14 protein-coding genes and 1 pseudogene are annotated in these 16,194 nt (G+C 65.8%); 4 read left to right on the top strand and 11 right to left on the bottom strand.

Annotation, left to right across the window (positions count from 1 at the left end; all coding sequences use genetic code 11):
- Nucleotides 1-516 precede the first annotated feature (516 nt).
- Both B7Y64_RS17840 and B7Y64_RS17835 read left to right on the top strand, forming a co-directional pair.
- Nucleotides 517-3,651, top strand: coding sequence for an efflux RND transporter permease subunit (locus B7Y64_RS17840; protein ID WP_291329518.1), 3,135 nt, complete (start codon nucleotides 517-519; stop codon nucleotides 3,649-3,651).
- On the top strand, nucleotides 3,651-5,165 hold the full coding sequence (locus B7Y64_RS17835; protein ID WP_291329516.1) for an efflux transporter outer membrane subunit: 1,515 nt from the start codon (nucleotides 3,651-3,653) through the stop codon (nucleotides 5,163-5,165). The genes B7Y64_RS17840 and B7Y64_RS17835 overlap by 1 nt, the downstream gene beginning before the upstream one ends.
- A 43-nt stretch (nucleotides 5,166-5,208) precedes the next feature.
- Here the strand turns inward: B7Y64_RS17835 and B7Y64_RS17830 are convergent, their stop codons facing one another.
- From B7Y64_RS17830 to B7Y64_RS17815, 4 genes and pseudogenes are all read right to left on the bottom strand, one after another.
- Entirely contained in the window at nucleotides 5,209-5,886 is a 678-nt protein-coding gene (locus B7Y64_RS17830) for a MarC family protein (protein WP_035242134.1), read from the bottom strand.
- Entirely contained in the window at nucleotides 5,883-7,412 is a 1,530-nt protein-coding gene (locus B7Y64_RS17825) for a BCCT family transporter (protein WP_291326524.1), read from the bottom strand. The genes B7Y64_RS17830 and B7Y64_RS17825 overlap by 4 nt, the downstream gene beginning before the upstream one ends.
- A 457-nt stretch (nucleotides 7,413-7,869) precedes the next feature.
- Nucleotides 7,870-8,034: pseudogene (locus B7Y64_RS17820) on the bottom strand (IS3 family transposase); the annotation flags it as partial.
- A gap of 30 nt (nucleotides 8,035-8,064) precedes the next feature.
- Nucleotides 8,065-8,262: a DUF6622 family protein gene (locus B7Y64_RS17815; protein WP_291326521.1), complete on the bottom strand. Its 198-nt coding sequence runs from the start codon at nucleotides 8,260-8,262 to the stop codon at nucleotides 8,065-8,067.
- A 227-nt stretch (nucleotides 8,263-8,489) separates the two neighbouring features.
- Here B7Y64_RS17815 and B7Y64_RS17810 point away from each other — a divergent pair, with 227 nt between their 5' ends.
- The gene (locus B7Y64_RS17810) at nucleotides 8,490-9,314 is read left to right on the top strand and encodes an undecaprenyl-diphosphate phosphatase (RefSeq protein ID WP_024815901.1); all 825 of its coding nucleotides are present in this window, start codon (nucleotides 8,490-8,492) and stop codon (nucleotides 9,312-9,314) included.
- A gap of 88 nt (nucleotides 9,315-9,402) precedes the next feature.
- Complete coding sequence (locus B7Y64_RS17805; RefSeq protein ID WP_291326519.1) at nucleotides 9,403-10,185, top strand: MipA/OmpV family protein; 783 nt, start codon at nucleotides 9,403-9,405, stop codon at nucleotides 10,183-10,185.
- 35 nt (nucleotides 10,186-10,220) lie between these two features.
- On the opposite strand, the gene B7Y64_RS17800 is transcribed toward B7Y64_RS17805, so the two are convergent.
- From B7Y64_RS17800 to B7Y64_RS17770, 7 genes are all read right to left on the bottom strand, one after another.
- Nucleotides 10,221-12,068, bottom strand: coding sequence for a diguanylate cyclase (locus tag B7Y64_RS17800; protein ID WP_291329514.1), 1,848 nt, complete (start codon nucleotides 12,066-12,068; stop codon nucleotides 10,221-10,223).
- A complete protein-coding gene (locus tag B7Y64_RS17795; RefSeq protein ID WP_291326517.1) occupies nucleotides 12,065-13,096 on the bottom strand; it encodes an oxygenase MpaB family protein in 1,032 nt (343 codons plus the stop codon). The genes B7Y64_RS17800 and B7Y64_RS17795 overlap by 4 nt, the downstream gene beginning before the upstream one ends.
- Nucleotides 13,009-13,485: a hypothetical protein gene (locus B7Y64_RS17790; RefSeq protein WP_291326514.1), complete on the bottom strand. Its 477-nt coding sequence runs from the start codon at nucleotides 13,483-13,485 to the stop codon at nucleotides 13,009-13,011. The genes B7Y64_RS17795 and B7Y64_RS17790 overlap by 88 nt, the downstream gene beginning before the upstream one ends.
- 98 nt (nucleotides 13,486-13,583) lie before the next feature.
- Nucleotides 13,584-14,396 (bottom strand): alpha/beta hydrolase, encoded by an 813-nt coding sequence (locus B7Y64_RS17785; protein ID WP_291326512.1) that lies wholly within the window; start codon nucleotides 14,394-14,396, stop codon nucleotides 13,584-13,586.
- 24 nt (nucleotides 14,397-14,420) lie between these two features.
- Nucleotides 14,421-15,248, bottom strand: a complete 828-nt coding sequence (locus tag B7Y64_RS17780; RefSeq protein ID WP_024815896.1) for a proteasome-type protease — start codon at nucleotides 15,246-15,248, stop codon at nucleotides 14,421-14,423.
- Nucleotides 15,249-15,388: 140 nt separating this feature from the next.
- On the bottom strand, nucleotides 15,389-15,652 hold the full coding sequence (locus B7Y64_RS17775) for a hypothetical protein (protein ID WP_024815895.1): 264 nt from the start codon (nucleotides 15,650-15,652) through the stop codon (nucleotides 15,389-15,391).
- A 25-nt stretch (nucleotides 15,653-15,677) separates the two neighbouring features.
- Nucleotides 15,678-16,148: a hypothetical protein gene (locus tag B7Y64_RS17770; RefSeq protein ID WP_291326510.1), complete on the bottom strand. Its 471-nt coding sequence runs from the start codon at nucleotides 16,146-16,148 to the stop codon at nucleotides 15,678-15,680.
- Nucleotides 16,149-16,194 lie beyond the last annotated feature (46 nt).

Raw genomic sequence — 16,194 nt, 5'->3', positions numbered from 1 at the left:
GCCTCGCGCTGGGCGCAGTTGTTGCCGGGCCGAGCGCAGCGACGGCCCGAGCGGATGTTTGGATGTTCGGCTGTCCAACCCCTGCTGGCTGCGCCTGCGGCGGGGCGGTTGCGGGGTGGGCATGGGCGTCGCAGCGCCCATGCTTCGTCATCTGACTCGCCGCGGCTGTCCGAACGGAGCTGCGAAGCAGCACAGTGAGTTCTGCGGCGCACCCCGCAATCGCCCCGCCGCAGGTTTGCCCCGTAGCGCAGCGCAGGGGTCGCAGACTGGGGGGCGCCTTTTCTTTGGTGACTTTCTTTTGGCGAAGCAAAAGAAAGTTACTGCGCCGCCGGGCGCACATCCCGGCACCCGTCCTTGGCACAGGCATGCTGAACGATTAGCAAGTAAGTCTCACCTTCGACAAGCTCAACCCGAGCGAACCGTGGCGAGACAGGATGCTATCATTTCAGTAGCTGCTAGCGCTTATCCAATAAGCGCTAGAACCCAAAAACATCTCAAACCCCAGAGGCCCACCCCATGAGCCTCTCCACCCCCTTCATCCACCGCCCCATCGCCACCACGCTCCTCACCCTGGGCCTGGCCCTGGTGGGCGCCGTGTCGTACTTTTTGCTCCCTGTCGCCCCGCTGCCACAGGTCGATTACCCCACCATCTCGGTCAGTGCCAGCCTGCCCGGCGCCAGCCCCGACACCATGGCCGCCACCGTGGCCACGCCGCTCGAGCGCTCGCTCGGGGCCATTGCCGGGGTCAACGAGATCACCTCGCGTTCCATCCTGGGCAGCACCAGCATCACCCTGCAGTTCGACCTGAACCGCAACGTGGACAGCGCCGCGCGCGACGTGCAGGCCGCCATCAACGCCGCGCGCACGCTGCTGCCCACGGGCATGCCCAGCAACCCGACCTACCGCAAGGTGAACCCGGCCGACTCGCCCATCATGATTTTGGCGCTCACGTCCAGCGCGCTCACGCGCGGGCAGATGTACGACGCGGCCTCCACCGTGCTGGCGCAAAAGCTCTCGCAGGTCGAAGGGGTGGGGCAGGCCACGGTGAGCGGTGGCGCGCTGCCCGCCGTGCGCGTGTCGCTCGACCCGGTGCGGCTGGCGGCCAACGGGGTCTCGCTGGAGCAGGTGCGCGGCGCCATCAGCAGCACCAACGCCAACCGCCCGCTGGGCGCGGTGGAGCGCGAAGACCATTATTGGCAAATCGCCGCCAACGACCAGGCCCGCGTGGCGGCCGACTATGCGCCGCTGGTGCTGCGCTGGCAAAACGGCAATGCGATTCGCCTGGCCGATGTGGCCGAGGTGACCGACTCGGTGCAGGATGTGCGCAACTTCGGTGTGGCCAACGGCAAGCCGGCTGTGCTGCTGCAGGTGTACAAGCAGCCCGGCGCCAACATCCTGGAGGCGGTGGACCGCGTGCGCGCGCTGCTGCCGCAGCTCAAGGCCTCCATCCCGCCGGCGATCGACGTGGAGATCGTCTCGGACCGCACGCCCACGCTGCGCGCCTCGGTCAAGGAGGTGGAGCATGCCCTGCTGATTGCGGTGGCGCTGGTGATCCTGGTGGTGTTTCTGTTTCTGCGCAACGGGCGCGCCACGCTCATCCCAGCGGTGGCCGTGCCGGTGTCGCTGGCGGGCACGTTTGGCGTGATGTACCTGGCGGGCTACACGCTCGACAATCTTTCGCTCATGGCGCTGACCATTGCCACCGGCTTCGTGGTGGACGACGCCATCGTGGTGCTGGAGAACATCATGCGCCACATGGAGCGCGGCAAAACGGCGCTGCAGGCATCGCTGGACGGCGCGCGCGAGATCGGTTTCACCGTGGTGTCGATGAGCCTGTCGCTCATTGCCGTGTTCGTGCCCATTTTGTTCATGGGCGGCATCGTGGGGCGGTTCTTTCACGAGTTCGCCATCGTCATGTCGGCGGCCATTCTGGTGTCGCTGCTCGTGTCGCTCACCACCACGCCCATGATGTGCGCGGCGCTGCTCAAGCAGCCGCACCGTGGTGCCACGGCGCCCGGCGCCGCGTGGTGGGCGCGCTTCTCGCGCTGGGTGGATGGCCTGCAGGCCCGGGGCCTGCGCGGCTACCGGCGCAGCCTGGCCTGGTGCCTGCGCCACCAGCCGCTGGTGCTGCTGGTGCTGGGCGGGGTGGTGGGGCTGAATGTGACTCTCTACACCGCCATCGAAAAAGGCTTCATGCCCGAGCAGGACACGGGCCGCATTTCGGGCTTCATCCGCGCCGACCAGGCCACCTCGTACCAGGCCATGGAGCAGCGGTTGCAACGCTTTCTGGCCATCGTGCAGGCCGACCCCGCAGTCGAGCATGTCACGGGTTTCACCGGTGGCTGGCAGCGCAACGCGGCGCAGATGTTCATGACGCTCCAGCGCGGGCCGGGGCAGGAGACGTCCGAGGCCGTCATCACCCGCCTGCGCGCGCAACTGAAAGACGAGCCCGGCGCGCGCCTGTTCATGGTGCCCCAGCGTGACATCCGCATTGGCGGGCGGCAAAGCAGCGCCTCGTTTGACTACACCCTGCAGGCCGACGACATTGCCGAGCTGCGCACCTGGGAGCCGCGCATCCGCCAGGCCCTGGCGCAACTGCCCGAACTCGAAGACGTGAACAGCGACGTGTCGGACTATGGCCTGCAGACCACCTTGGTGATCGACCGCGACGCCGCCATGCGCGCGGGCCTGACCATGGCCACCATCGACGCCACGCTGAACGACGCGTTCGGCCAGCGCCAGGTGGGCGTGATCTACAACCCGCTCAACCAATACCGTGTGGTGATGGAAGCCGCCCCGCGCTACCTGCAAAGCCCCGAGACGCTGCGCGGCTTCTTCTTTGTCAACAGCGCGGGCCAGCAGGTGCCACTGACCGCGTTTGCACGCATCACCACCACCAACACCCCGCTGTCTGTCAGCCACGAGCGCGGCACGCCGGCCAGCACCGTGAGCTTCAGCCTGGCGCCGGGCGTGTCGCTGTCGCAAGCCACCGATGCCGTGCACAACGCGGTGGCCGAGCTGGGCGTGCCCGTGGGAATTCGCGGCACGTTTGGCGGCACGGCGGGGGCGTTTCAGGACGCGCTGGCGGGCCAGCCGCTGCTGATCCTGGCCGCCATCATCACCATCTACCTCGTGCTGGGCATCCTGTATGAAAACCTGCTGCACCCGCTCACCATCCTCTCCACCCTGCCATCTGCCGGGGTGGGAGCGCTGCTGGCGCTGATGCTGTTCAAGACCGAGTTCTCGTTGATCGCGCTCATCGGCGTTATTTTGCTGATCGGCATCGTCAAGAAAAACGCCATCATGATGATCGACTTCGCCCTGGTGCGGCAGCGCGCTGGCCACATCACGGCCGCGCAGTCCATCTACCGCGCCTGCAGCCTGCGCGTGCGCCCCATCCTCATGACCACGCTGGCCGCCATCTTTGGCGCGCTGCCGTTGGCGCTGAACCGGGCCGATGGCGCCGAGCTCCGCCAGCCCCTGGGCATTGCCGTGGTGGGCGGGCTGCTGCTGAGCCAGCTGCTCACGCTGTACACCACGCCCGTGGTCTATGTGGCGCTGGACCGACTGCGCGCGCGTGTGCAGCGCTGGGCGCGCTGGCGCCGCCACCCGGCTGGCGGCCCGAAGCCCGCGCTGCAAGGAGATTCCTGATGCACCCCGATAGCTCTTATTTTAATAGCTGTTTGCGCTTATCCAGTAAGCGATGGAAGCCATTTTTGCTCGTTATTTCGGCGCTGCTCACGGCCTGCAGCTCTCCGCCGCCCCATGAGCGCCCGGCGCTCGACGTGCCCACCGCCTTCAAGCAAGGCGTGCAAGGCAGCGCCGTGTGGCAAACCGCCCAGCCGCAAGACAGCGTGCCCGACGCATGGTGGACGCTGTTCGCCGACCCTGCGCTTGATGCGCTGCAAGAGCGCGCCGCCAGCGGAAACCAGAACGTGGCTTTGGCCGTGGCCCGGCTGCGCGCCGCGCGTGCCGCACTCGACAGTGCTGGCGCCGCAGGCCTGCCCAGCCTGGGCGCCACGGCCAGCAGCACGCGCTCGCGCAGCGGTACCAACGCCGAGAGCAGCGCCCAGGCGCGCACCCGCAACAGCCAGGCATTGGGCCTGAACGCCAGTTGGGAGCTGGACCTGTGGGGGCGCCTCTCGGGCGGGGTGGATGCCGCGCGCGCCAGCGTAGAGGCCAGCGTTGGCGATCTGGCCGCCATGCGCCTGTCGGTGCAGGCCATGGTGGCGCAAACCTATTTCGCGCTGCGCGCCGCCGAGGCGCAGACGCTACTGCTGGACGACACCCTGGCCGCGTACGAGCGCAGCTGGCAACTCACGCGCAACCGCCAGCGCGCGGGCGTGGCCTCGGCGGCCGACGTGGCGCAGGCCGAGGCGCAGTACAAGTCCACCCAGGTGCAACGGCTCGAAGCGCAGACCAGCCGCGCCCAGCTGGAGCACGCGCTGGCCGCGCTCACCGGGCAGGCGCCGGCCGCGCTCAACCTGCCCGCCACGGCCGCGCTGCCCGCACCGCCCGCCGTGCCAGCGCAACTGCCCTCGCGCCTGCTGGAGCGCCGCCCCGACATCGCCGCTGCCGAACGCCGCGTGGCAGCGGCCAACGCGCAGATCGGCGTGGCGCAGGCGGCGTTCTTTCCGGCGGTCACGCTGTCGGGCGCGGCGGGTTATCGGGGCACGGAGCTGTCGAGTTTGCTGAACGCCCCCAACCTGTTTTGGTCACTGGGCCCTGCATTGGCCGTCTCACTTCTGGATGGCGGCACCCGCAGCGCCGCCTTGGAATCGGCCCGCGCCGCGCACGACCAGACCGTGGCCAGCTATCGACAGACGGTGCTGACCGCGCTGCAGGAAGTGGAGGACAACCTCGCCGCTGCCACCGCGCTGGAACGCGAACAGCAACTGCAAACCGAGGCGGTGGCCGCCGCCCAGCGCGCGCTGGATGTGGTGAGCAACCAGTACCGTGCCGGCACCGTCGGCTATCTGAATGTGCTGAGCGCCCAGACCACCGTGCTCGCCACCCGGCGCAGCCTGATCGACGTGCGCAACCGGCGGCTGGCAGCGGTGAATGCGCTGCTCAAGAATGTGGCGGGGCCGTGGGACGGGGCGCAGCCGGAGGGGGCCGGGACGGGCAGCGATAGCACCACTCAGCGGCGGGCGCCGCTGAAGTAGTGCAAGGTCATCGCAAACGGGCGCGGCTTGCGAAAGCAATTACTTACAGCAGCAGACTGAGCAGCAACTCGCTGAGCCCATCCCAAACGATCTGCACGCCCAGACACAACAGGATGAAGGCCGACAAACGCAAAAAAATCACGCTGCCGGCCTCGCCCAGCGGCTTGAGCAACTGCTGGGCGTAACGGAACGCCAGGTAGAGCAGCAAACCGATGGTGAGCAGCGCCAGCACCCCTCCGCCCATGCGGGCCAGGGACAGCGACAGGCGCGTGTCGTTCAGCGCTACGCCTACCGTGATGGCCGCAGCAATCGAGCCCGGCCCGCAGCTGATGGGGAAAGTCAGTGGGTAGAAGGCCTGGCGCCGGGCTTGCTCGGGCGTGTACGACTCGGCGAGAGTCGTGCGGCGGTCGTCGCTGGCATGGCTGGCATTGAGCAGGCGCCATGCCGACGCGGCTACGATGAGCCCGCCGCCCACGCGCACGATGGGAAGCGAAATGCCGAAAAACTCCAGCACGTAGGTGCCCACCAGCATCGAGCCCACCATGAGCGCAAACATGTTGCGCGCGATGCGCCGCGCCAGCAGCGCGCGCGTGCTGGGCGACGCGCCCTCGGTCAGGCTCAGGAAAATTGGCGCTGTGGCCGCCGGATTCAGGATCGGCAGGATGGCGGCGAACACGAACAGGTAGCTTTTGCCCGCCGCCAGCAACAGTTCGGATGTCATGCCACGGGAGGCTGGTCGAGCAAGTTCTTCATGCGCCGACGCAGCGCCTTATCGCGCCTTTGTTCGTCGTCCCAGTCCTCGCGCACGCCGCGCCACAGGGCCACGGCCATGAGCACGATCACCAGCGTGAATGGCAAGGCAAACACGATGGTGGCGGTCTGCACCGCCTTCACCCCGCCAGCCAGCAACAGGCTGATGGCAATGCCTGAGACCAGCAGGCCCCAGATGACCTTCACACGAGCGCTCGGGTTGGCCTGGCCGCCAGTGCTCATCATGCCCAGCACCAGGGTGGCAGAGTCGCCCGAGGTCACGAAGAACACCAGCACCAGCACGGTGGCCACGCCACTGAGCAGGCCACCCATGGGCAGGGCATCGAACAGTACGAACATGGCGGTGGACACGTCGGCACCCACGGCTTCGGCCATTGGCAGGCCTTGCATGATTTCCTGGTTGAGTGCGGTGCCGCCGAATACCGAGAACCACACAAAGGCGGCCAGCGTGGGCGCCAGCACCGTGCCCAGGATGAACTCACGGATGGTGCGTCCCCGAGAAACGCGCGCGATGAACAGCCCTACGAACGGCGACCAGCTGACCCACCAGGCCCAGTAGAAAACGGTCCAGCCGCTGATCCAGCCGCTGTCGCGAAACGGTGTCATGCGCAGGCTCATGCGAACGAATTCGCTCACGTAGCTGCCCAGCGTGCTGGTGAAGGTGTCGATGATGGCCACGGTCGGCCCCATCACGAAGACCGCCAGCGTCAGCAGCGCAGCCAGTGTGAGGTTGATGTTGGAGAGCCACTTGATGCCCTTGGTCACACCGGTGACGGCCGATGCGAGAAACAGCACGGTGGTCACCACGATGATGCCGACCTGAGATGCATCGCCAACCGGCAGACCCAGCAGCGAATTGAGGCCGCTATTGATCTGCAGCGCGCCCATACCCAGCGAAGCCGCCACGCCAAAGGCGGTGGCGATCACGGCCAGCACGTTGACTACCGGTCCGAGCTTTTTGAGTGGCGCCCACGGCAACGATTCAACCGCCGTGCTCACCAGCGCGGACCCGCCCTTGCGGAACTGGAAGAAGGCAATGGCCAGCGCCACGATGCTGTAGACCGCCCAGGGGTGAAGACCCCAGTGGAAGAAGCTGTAGCGCATGGCGGCGTTGGCCGCTTCGGGCGTGTTGGCCGCAATGCCGGGCGGAGGCACACCGTAATGGGAGATCGGCTCGGCCACACCCCAGAACACCAGGCCAATGCCCATGCCGGCGGCAAACAGCATGGCAAACCAGGACGTGATGGAGAACTCCGGCTCATCGTCTTCAGTGCCCAGCTTGAGGTCGCCGTAGCGGCTGAAAGCCAGCACCATCGCCAGCACCACCAGGCCCAGCACCACCCACAGGTAGAGCCAGCCGAAGTCGCGTGTGATGACTGCCAGCAGCCTGTCGAAGAGCCCGCCCAGCGATGCGGGGGCGATGACCCCCCACAAGACAATGGCGAATATCAGGCCGGCTGAAAAGTAGAGTTGCATGAGGGACTTTCTCTTCAGGGAAAAACGGGTGAAAAATTCAACCCAATGACGTCAGGCATCGAGAACAAACGGTGGGCCGCGCAGGCAAACACCTGCTGCGCACCGCGTCTGACCCGCAGCTTCGTTTCGTCACCCGTTGACGCGCTGGTCAACCTTGTGGGTGCGGTACCTATTGTGCGGAAAAATCCCGGCGCCATGTCAACACCCCCATGTCGGTTTGCAATTGTCCTGCGCGCGCAGCGCTGCGCTGTGGCCTTTGCCCATAGCCCCGGTAGGCGCGGCGGCCCGCGCCTTGTGCTGCACACCGATGATTTTTTGCAGTTCCAACACTTCATAAACCTTATCCTGGCCGAAACCCGCCTCCAATGGACAACGATGCCACAAGGCGTGGCACGTCCGTGTCAGTGGCCATCCGGCGGGAAATGGCCGAACATGATGCCCCAGCGCCCCAGCCCTGGCGGCCGTGCTTGCGCAGCCACACCAACACCGTCGATCTCCCTTGGATCCCGTAGCGCGGCTGCGCCTGCTTGTGCGTCAGTTCGCCTTTTTCTACCTGTTCGACCACTGTCAGCTTAAAAGCCAGCGTGTAGTCCCTTTGCGTTCGCTTGGTACCTGATCCCATGATCCTTGCCTTTTCTTTCAAGAAAAGGTGTCACGCAGCCACCTGCAGCGCAACGCCGGTGTCATGTGCCAGTGCGGGTTGTAAGGCCAGTTCCACGCCCACGATGTACTTGGCGAGCAAGATGCCCAGCCACAGCAGGGCCGCCAGCAGACCCCACACCCAGACGGGCGTGTGTTGGACGATGGCAGGCAGCCTCCGAGGTTGGTGTGTGGCGATCTGGATCAGCATGTTGTGCTCCTGTTGGCGGTGGCCGATGCAGGCGGGGCCTGCAGAGGTTCACCCACACTGTGCACGGTGGTGTCTGGCCAGGCCAGCACGCTGCGACAGGCTGCAGGGCCGGGGGGTGAAATGCGCTTGCCGCAGCGTGAAAGGCGACGGCGTCCGCGCGCGGGAAGGCGCATCAGGGGCGATGCAACGGATAATTCGCGCTTTATCTGGTCAAAAGGGGCGATCGCGTGGACATTGTTTTGCTGGTCAAGGCCGCCATCATGGGCGTGGTGGAGGGTCTGACAGAGTTTCTTCCCATCTCCTCCACCGGTCACCTGATTCTTGCGGGCTCGCTCTTGGGTTTTGACGATGCCAAGGCCCAGGTGTTCGATATTGCCATCCAGACGGGCGCCATCTTTGCCGTCATCCTGGTGTATTGGCAAAAAATCCGTGCCACGCTGGCGGCGCTGCCCACGGAGCAGCAGGCACAGCGTTTTGCGCTGAATGTGCTGATTGCCTTCGTGCCGGCGGTGTTGCTGGGGCTGCTGTTTGGCAAGGCCATCAAGGCCCATCTGTTCACCCCCGTGGTGGTGGCCAGCACCTTCATCATTGGCGGCTTCATCATCTTGTGGGCCGAACGCCGCCCGTCTACGGCCACCCGCATCCATGAGGTGGAGGACATGACCGCGCTGGATGCCCTGAAAGTGGGCCTGGTGCAGTGCCTGGCCATGGTGCCGGGCACCAGCCGCAGTGGCGCCACCATCATCGGCGGCATGCTGCTGGGTCTGTCGCGCAAGGCCGCCACGGATTTTTCGTTCTTTCTGGCCATTCCCACGCTGATTGGCGCGGGGGCTTACAGCCTGTACAAGGAGCGGGCGCTGCTGACTGCGGCAGACATTCCGATGTTTTCCGTGGGGCTGGTGTTCTCGTTCATCAGCGCCTGGTTGTGCGTGCGCTGGCTGCTGCGCTACATCAGCACCCACAGTTTTGTGCCATTTGCCTACTACCGCATCGTGTTTGGGGTGGTGGTGCTGGTTTCGGCATGGTCTGGCCTGGTGCAGTGGGCGGGCTGATAATGGCGCCATGACTTGCATGCTGCGTATTTGTCGGGGCCTTTGGGGCTGCACTGTGTTGTGGGGCCTGGGCTCCGGTTTGCCTGCCATGGCCGATGAAGCGCCAGCGGCCCCCAAGGCAAACGAGTCAACCAAGCTCAACTATGTGCTGGGCGCCATTGTCAGCAGCGGCCCGGACTATACGGGTGGCGATGGCCGTTCGGTGCATGTGCGCCCGGCGTGGGCGCTCGAATATGGGCGGTTTCGCCTGAGCACATCGCGCGGCAGCACGCTCATGGGGCACGGGCTGGAGCAGCGCGAATCGGGCGCCACCGCTGTCCTGGCTGAAAACGACCAGTTCAACCTGAGCGCATCGCTGCGCCTGGACAACGGCCGCAAGAGCGGCGATTCGCCGCTGCTGTCCGGACTGCCCGAGGTGCGATCCACCTTGCGCGCCCGAATCAGCGCGGGTTATGCCATCACACCCCGGTGGTCGGTGGGGGCGGGGTTGTCGCAAGATATTCTGGGGCGCGACGGGGGGGCGCAGCTGAACACCAGCGTGTCCTACACCCTGCCCGTCACCCAGCAGACCCGCGTGGTTTTTGGTGCAGGCGCCAGTTTTGGCGACCGCACCTACTTGCGCGCCAGGTTTGGTGTGCCTGCCGTGGCGGGCGGTGCGGGGCCCAGCCGGTTGGCCGCCTACGAGCCTGGGGGCGGTCTTTACAGCGTTGACCTGGGCGTGGATGTCATGACGGCGCTCAGCCGCCACTGGGTGGTGTGGGGCGGCCTGGGCGCTTCGCAGGTTCAGGGTGACGCGCGCCGCAGCCCGCTGACGGTGCGACCCACTTCCTTCTCCGCCTCACTGGGGCTGGCCTACCGCTGCTGCCGTTGAGCTGAGCCCGGCGCGGGCGTGTGCTGGTTCGCGCCTCAGGCGGAAGCCAGTGCGAGGTCGCCCGTGTTGCGGCGCAGGCAGAACTTGCCGGCCTGCTTGCCGCTGTACATGGCGGCGTCTGCGAGCCTGAGCAGGCCCATGGCGTCACTGCCGTCGTGGGGGGCAAGGGCATAGCCAATGGTCAGGCCTACCCAGACCTGCCGATTGCCCAGCGCGAAGGGCGAGCGAAAAGCGTCGAGCAGCTTCATTCCCAGATCGTGCGCCTGTTCGGGCTGTTTGAGCAGCGGGGTCATGACCACGAACTCATCGCCGCCCAGGCGCGCCACCACGTCCGACTCGCGCAGATGGCCGCGCAGGCGTTGCGCCACGGCAACCAGCAGTTCGTCGCCGACATCGTGGCCGTACTGGTCGTTGACGGGCTTGAAGCCGTCCAGGTCGAGCAGGTACACCGCCACCAGGTGGTGGGGGTCACAACGCTGCAGGCTGTTGGCCAGCTCCGCATACAGGCCGCGGCGGTTGGGCAGGCCGGTCAGCGGATCGGTGTGGGCGAGCGAGTGCATGGCGTCACGCTCGCGGTGCGCATCGAGTGCCGCGAGGTGCAGCGCCTTGCTGCGCAGGCCCAGCACACGCATGAACAGCAGCATGTCAATGGTTGCGCCGAACTGAAACGAGTGCATCATCCAGAAATTGGCGGGCACCCAGCCCTGCACCAGGCACACCATTACGACGGCTGCCAAGCCATAGGCAAGCCATGCGACCAGCAGGGTGGTGCCGATCGGGTCTTTCTCGCGCACCCGCCGCAGTGCTGCAGGAATGCTGAGCAGCGATGGCAGCGGGCCGACCAGGCTCATGAAAATCGTGGCGCCACGGGGCGTCAAAAGATCGAAAACGAAAGCCAGGCCTACGAGCGTGGTGACCGCAGCACCGGCGTACATCACGCGTGGGTAGAGGCCCTGCGTGGTCGGCCCCACCAGGACGTGGTTCAGGAAAAGAAAAGACCCCGCCAGAGCCATCAGCCCCGCCGTGATGCCCGCATGGCTCCCCATCCACACACTGCCCGGCCAGAGAAACTGCGCGCCAATACCAAAAAACTGGATGGAAAAGCCCGTGCTACCCAGGACGACCAGTGCATAGTAGGCAAACAGCCGCTCGCGCTGGCTGGCCCACTGGATCAAGCTGTACACCAGCAGGCAAAACGCCAGCCCGATCAGCAGCCCCTGCAGCATCTGCTCGCGCTGGGCCAGGTACAGCCCGTGGGGAAGTTCGCTGACACTGATGGGCAAGATCATGGGCCCCAGCGTGCGGATGCGGATCAACACGTCATAGCTTTGGCCTGCCTGCAGGTTCAGCAGCATGGCCGGGACACGGCTCGACAAGGTGGTCTTGTCGGGCGGGCGCATGTAGCCCAGCAAAACCTGCTGAAGCACCTGGCCTTCGCTGGTGAGGTAAATATCCACTTCCTGCAGTGAGCTGTAGCCGACGTAGATGGCCCAGGGGCTGCCGGGCGTCCGGGAAGCCTCCAGGGGAACGCGGAGCCACATCGCTTGCTTGTCGCGTACGCCCAGCGATCCGTTCAGGTTTGCGGGTGCTTTGAAATCCTCCAGTCGTCCCAGCATCTCCTGCGCACTGCGTCCGAGGGTGTCATCGGCCTGGAGGGTGATGGCGGGCCAGGCGTCGAGCGTCTGGCTGCCAGGCGTGAGTTGCAGGGGCGCTGCCGCATGGGCCGCCGCCGACCATGTCAGCCAACCCAGCACAGAAAGCACCGACAGCACTGACCGCAGCCACAGCCTGGTGCCAGCGCAGCGCCCAGCGTGCCAATGCCGCATCCATGTCATGAGAAGGCTGTAGCGAGCAAACATCGGCGAGGGGATGAGTAACTTCATGGCGCTGCGCGGCTGCGCGCCACGCCCGGGTTCCAGCTGCCATGCGTGGTCAGCCGGTCCTCCAGCTGGTTGAGCCATGCGGGGGCGTGGGGGTCTTCGCTCCAGCCCTTGACGACGGCATCGAGCTGGTTGAGCAGGCCGTCGGGCAATTGCAGCGGGCGTGTCTGGCTCATGAGCACGCGGCTCATGAAGTGGTAGCCCAGCACCCGCGTCAACGTTCGCGAGATGGAAAACCGGGGCCGCCACCAGCGCACCAGGGTGTCGATGCCACGGGCCAGCAGCAGCATGGCCCAAAACAATGCGGATGAGGCCAGCGGCACGCGTCGATCAAGGCCCAGGTCGTGCGCCGTTTCGCGGCCGCACAAGTAGCGCGTGAGCAGCACGGGAATCGGCTGTACCACGGGCCAGGGGATCGACTGGGCCATGGTCTGCATGAGCGCGGTCCCCAGCGCCGGGCGCGGGTCGGGCACCAGGGCCTGGCTGCGGCCCTGCGCCTGCATCCGCGCGAACAGGCTGGCCGCCTGCTCCATCGTGTCGGCCATCAGGCCGCGCTCGATGCCAAGCACATGGCCCACCACGTTCCAGGCGTGCAGATAGGCTTCTTCGTCGGCACGGGGCAGGCCGATGCCCAGGCGCCGCAGGCTGCGCAGAAACACATGGCTGAACGTGAGCAGCGTGTAGGCCAGCTCCTCCTGATTGCAGGGCAGGCCGCTGTCGGCCACGTTCCAACCCCGGGCAAAGAGCGTCTGGTAGAGCGTGGGCTTTGCGGCGGGCTGGGCCAGCGGGGGCAGCGCGCTAAGGCAGGCCTGCAGGGCATCGGGGGGCGCACCGCGCAAGATCAGGTTGCGGATGGTCGAATGGATGAGCCGCACCTTGAGGGTCTGCGCAATGCCCGCGCCGCCGTTGGCATCCAGGCCACCGCGCATCATGACCGGGAAGATCATGGCCGCTGTGGAGCGGATGCGGTGCTCGGTGTGTTGCTCCAACTGGCCGGCCGTGTGCAGCACGTCGGCAAGGTCTGGCAGCACGTAGCACTCGGGCAGGCTGGAGCAAAACAGCAGGATGCATGCAGCGCGCCATGCTCCATGAACAGCCGCTCGGCGCGCTGGATTTTTTGCGGGTCGGCCCAGGGCGGCAGCGCCTGGGCCTGCTGCACATAGTCGGTCAATGCCTGGGCAGCCTCTTGTCCGAGCACGGTGCTGGGTGCATGCCAGTGCGCGAGGCTGGCGTTGTCCACCCACTCGCCAAACAGCCGGTTGACCTCGGCGATGCGCCTCCACTGCGGCGCATCGTCAGCCGGCCAGCCCTGTGCAGGCCAGTCACCCAGAATCCGGGCGATGGTGCCGTCGCCCAGGGGGTCGGCGTGCCGCCGCATGTCCTGCAAAGACAGGTCCGGGGCAGAGGGCGGCGGCGTCATGGACGGTACGTATCGGTTTGTAACGCCTCAGTGTATCGGAAGCGCTTGAAAAGCGTGTGTCGACAATATTTTGGCCCCGGCCTCCCCGCGGCTGGGGGTCAAGGTGCGATCGAAGACAGGTTCAGCAAGGCCGCTTCGATGGCTGCTGCGGTGGCCAGCGGCTGCTCCATGGGGAACAGGTGGCTGCCGTCGAGCATCATGATGCGCCCGCCGGTGATACGCCGCGTCAGCGCCATGCCCACCTGGCGCATCTCCACCGAGTCGAGCCCGCCGATGAATGCGGTCGGGCAGCGCAGGGGGTGCCTGCGCAGCAGGCGGTCCAGGTTGTGGGGCAGTGTGTTGTAAATGGCGGTTTCCACCGTGCGGTCGAAGCCCAGCACCCGGCGCCCGTCCTTGTCGTGCAGGCCGTGGGTGACATAGTCGTGCAGCACCTGCGGGTCCCAGCGCGTAAACACCTCCTTTTTGAGGAAGTGCTCCAGCGCCTCGTCGGTGCTGGCCCAGCTCATGCGGCGCTGGCGGCTGACGCGGCCGGGTGACACGGCGCTTACCACCTGCGTGCGCTTGGCCACGCCCACGGTGGTGGCGCGCCAGCCGCTGATCAGCGGCGAGTCGAGCATCAACACGCCGCGCGCCAGATCGGGGTGCTGCGCGGCCGCCATCACGCTCAGAATGCCGCCCAGCGAATGCCCCACCAGAAAAACGCGCTCGCCCGAAGCCTGCACCTGCTGCGCGGCAAAGTCGGCCAGCTGCTGTACCAGGTGCGGCCAGTTGCTGGTGACCGGGTATTGCGCATCGTGGCCAAAGCGGTCGACGGCGGTCACCTCGAAACCGCGTTGACGCAGGTGCGCGAAAAGGACGTTGTAGGTGCCAGCCGGAAAGCTGTTGCCGTGCGAAAAAACGATCTTGGCCATCAATCAGTCAGGGTGTGTGCAAGCTCAGATCAGCTTGTCACGGAAATTGGTGATCTTTTTGAGCGGCTTGCTGCGCGCCGGGTTCACCAAAATGGGCGCATCGGTCGAGCCGCCGTCCCACGCCGGGTCCTCGATGCTGTCGAATACCGCGCGCAGCTTTTGGCCCCAGCTGTCATGCAGCATCCGAAAGTAGGGGTTCTGCTCGTCAATGCACACGATCTTTTCGGTGGTGAAGCGGTCGGCTTCATACACCACCAGGTCCATGGGCAGCCCCACCGAAAGGTTGGACTTGAGCGTGCTGTCCATCGACACCAGCGCGCACTTGGCGGCCTCGTCGAGCGGTGTCTCGGGCGTGAGCACGCGGTCGAGCACGGGCTTGCCGTATTTCGACTCGCCCACCTGAAAATACGGCGTTTCTGCCGTCGATTCAATGAAATTGCCCGCCGAATACACCTGAAACAGGCGCATGCCCTCGCCCTGGATCTGGCCGCCAAACACCAGCGACACATTGAAATCAACCCCCGCGCGCTTGAGCGCCGCGCCATCGCGCTCATGCACATGGCGCACGGCGGCGCCCAGCACGCGGGCGGCGTCAAACATGCTTTTGGCGTTCCAGATGGTGATGGGCTCGCCGTCGGCATCGTCCTTGATCTGGGTGGTCTGCAAAATTTCGCGCACCGACTGCGAAATGCTCAGGTTACCCGCCGACAGCAGCACCATGAAGCGCTCGCCCGCTTTCTCGTAGACCATCATCTTGCGAAATGAACTGATCTGGTCGAGTCCGGCATTGGTGCGCGAATCGGACAGGAAAACCAGCCCGGCATTGAGTTTGATGGCGACGCAATACGTCATGGGGAATGCGAGAAAGAGGAAAGGCACAGAGTGTAGTGCGGTGCCGCAGCAGCGCCCGCACCCAGCTTGGGTTGTGCAAGAGCGGTATCAAAACAATAGCTGCTCGCGCTTATTCCATAAGCGCCCGCGGCCAATTTTGCTTAAACCTCCCAGAACGCCTCGATCGGTTCGCCGCCGACATCCAGCAGCCACCACTCGATCACCGCATCGCGCTGGCCCACCCCCAGCAGGCCCAGCGCCCCGCGTGGCGCCGCCAGGCGCGGGCAGCGCCACAACTGGTCACCCGGCTGCGCCGTGGCCAGCACCTTGGCGCGAATGGCGGGCGGCACCTCGGGCGATTGCAGGTCCACCGGGCGGTCTTCGCCGTCGCCGATGTCTTTTGGGGTGGCTGGGATGGGGCGCATGGGGGCTTCTGGGTGAAGGCGTTTTTTACGCCCCGCTGCTGAGCTGCAGGTTCAGCGCCAGCAGGCGGCGCAAAAGTTCATCATCCGGCATGTCGGCCGTGTAGTTCGCCCACCCATAGGCTGCCGCCACCGCTGCATCCAGCTGCGCATGGGCCGCAGCCAGCCAGGCGGGGCGCAGGTTGTAGAGGTTGGTGAGCGTGCGCTTGGCCAGGTCTTTTTCAAAGCCGGGCTTGGCCACCGTGCGGTCGGGGTAGGGCGATGCACTCAGCCCCAGCGGCACCACCTCGGGCACGGTGTCCGTCCACTCGGACGGGTTCAGCCAGGCCTGGCGCAGGGTGCTCAGGCGCTGGGCGGCCTGTGCAATGGCTGTGGCGGCCTGGCGGGTTGGTATTGTTTTGATAGCTACTTGCGCTTGATGAACGGGCGCTAGAGCCTGTTTTGGCTGGCGGATTCCAGAACGAAGTGCACCAAGCAATAGGTTGGGCCAAGAGTGCATAGGATGCTCTCTTGTTGACCGGCCAGTCGCAAAGGAAAGCACTTTG

Origin of the sequence: Acidovorax sp. 35-64-16 (genome assembly GCF_002281195.1) — a bacterium.
GTDB lineage: Bacteria > Pseudomonadota > Gammaproteobacteria > Burkholderiales > Burkholderiaceae_C > Acidovorax > Acidovorax defluvii.
The sequence above is the reverse complement of the archived record's forward strand: the minus strand, read 5'-3'. Positions and strand labels throughout refer to the sequence as shown.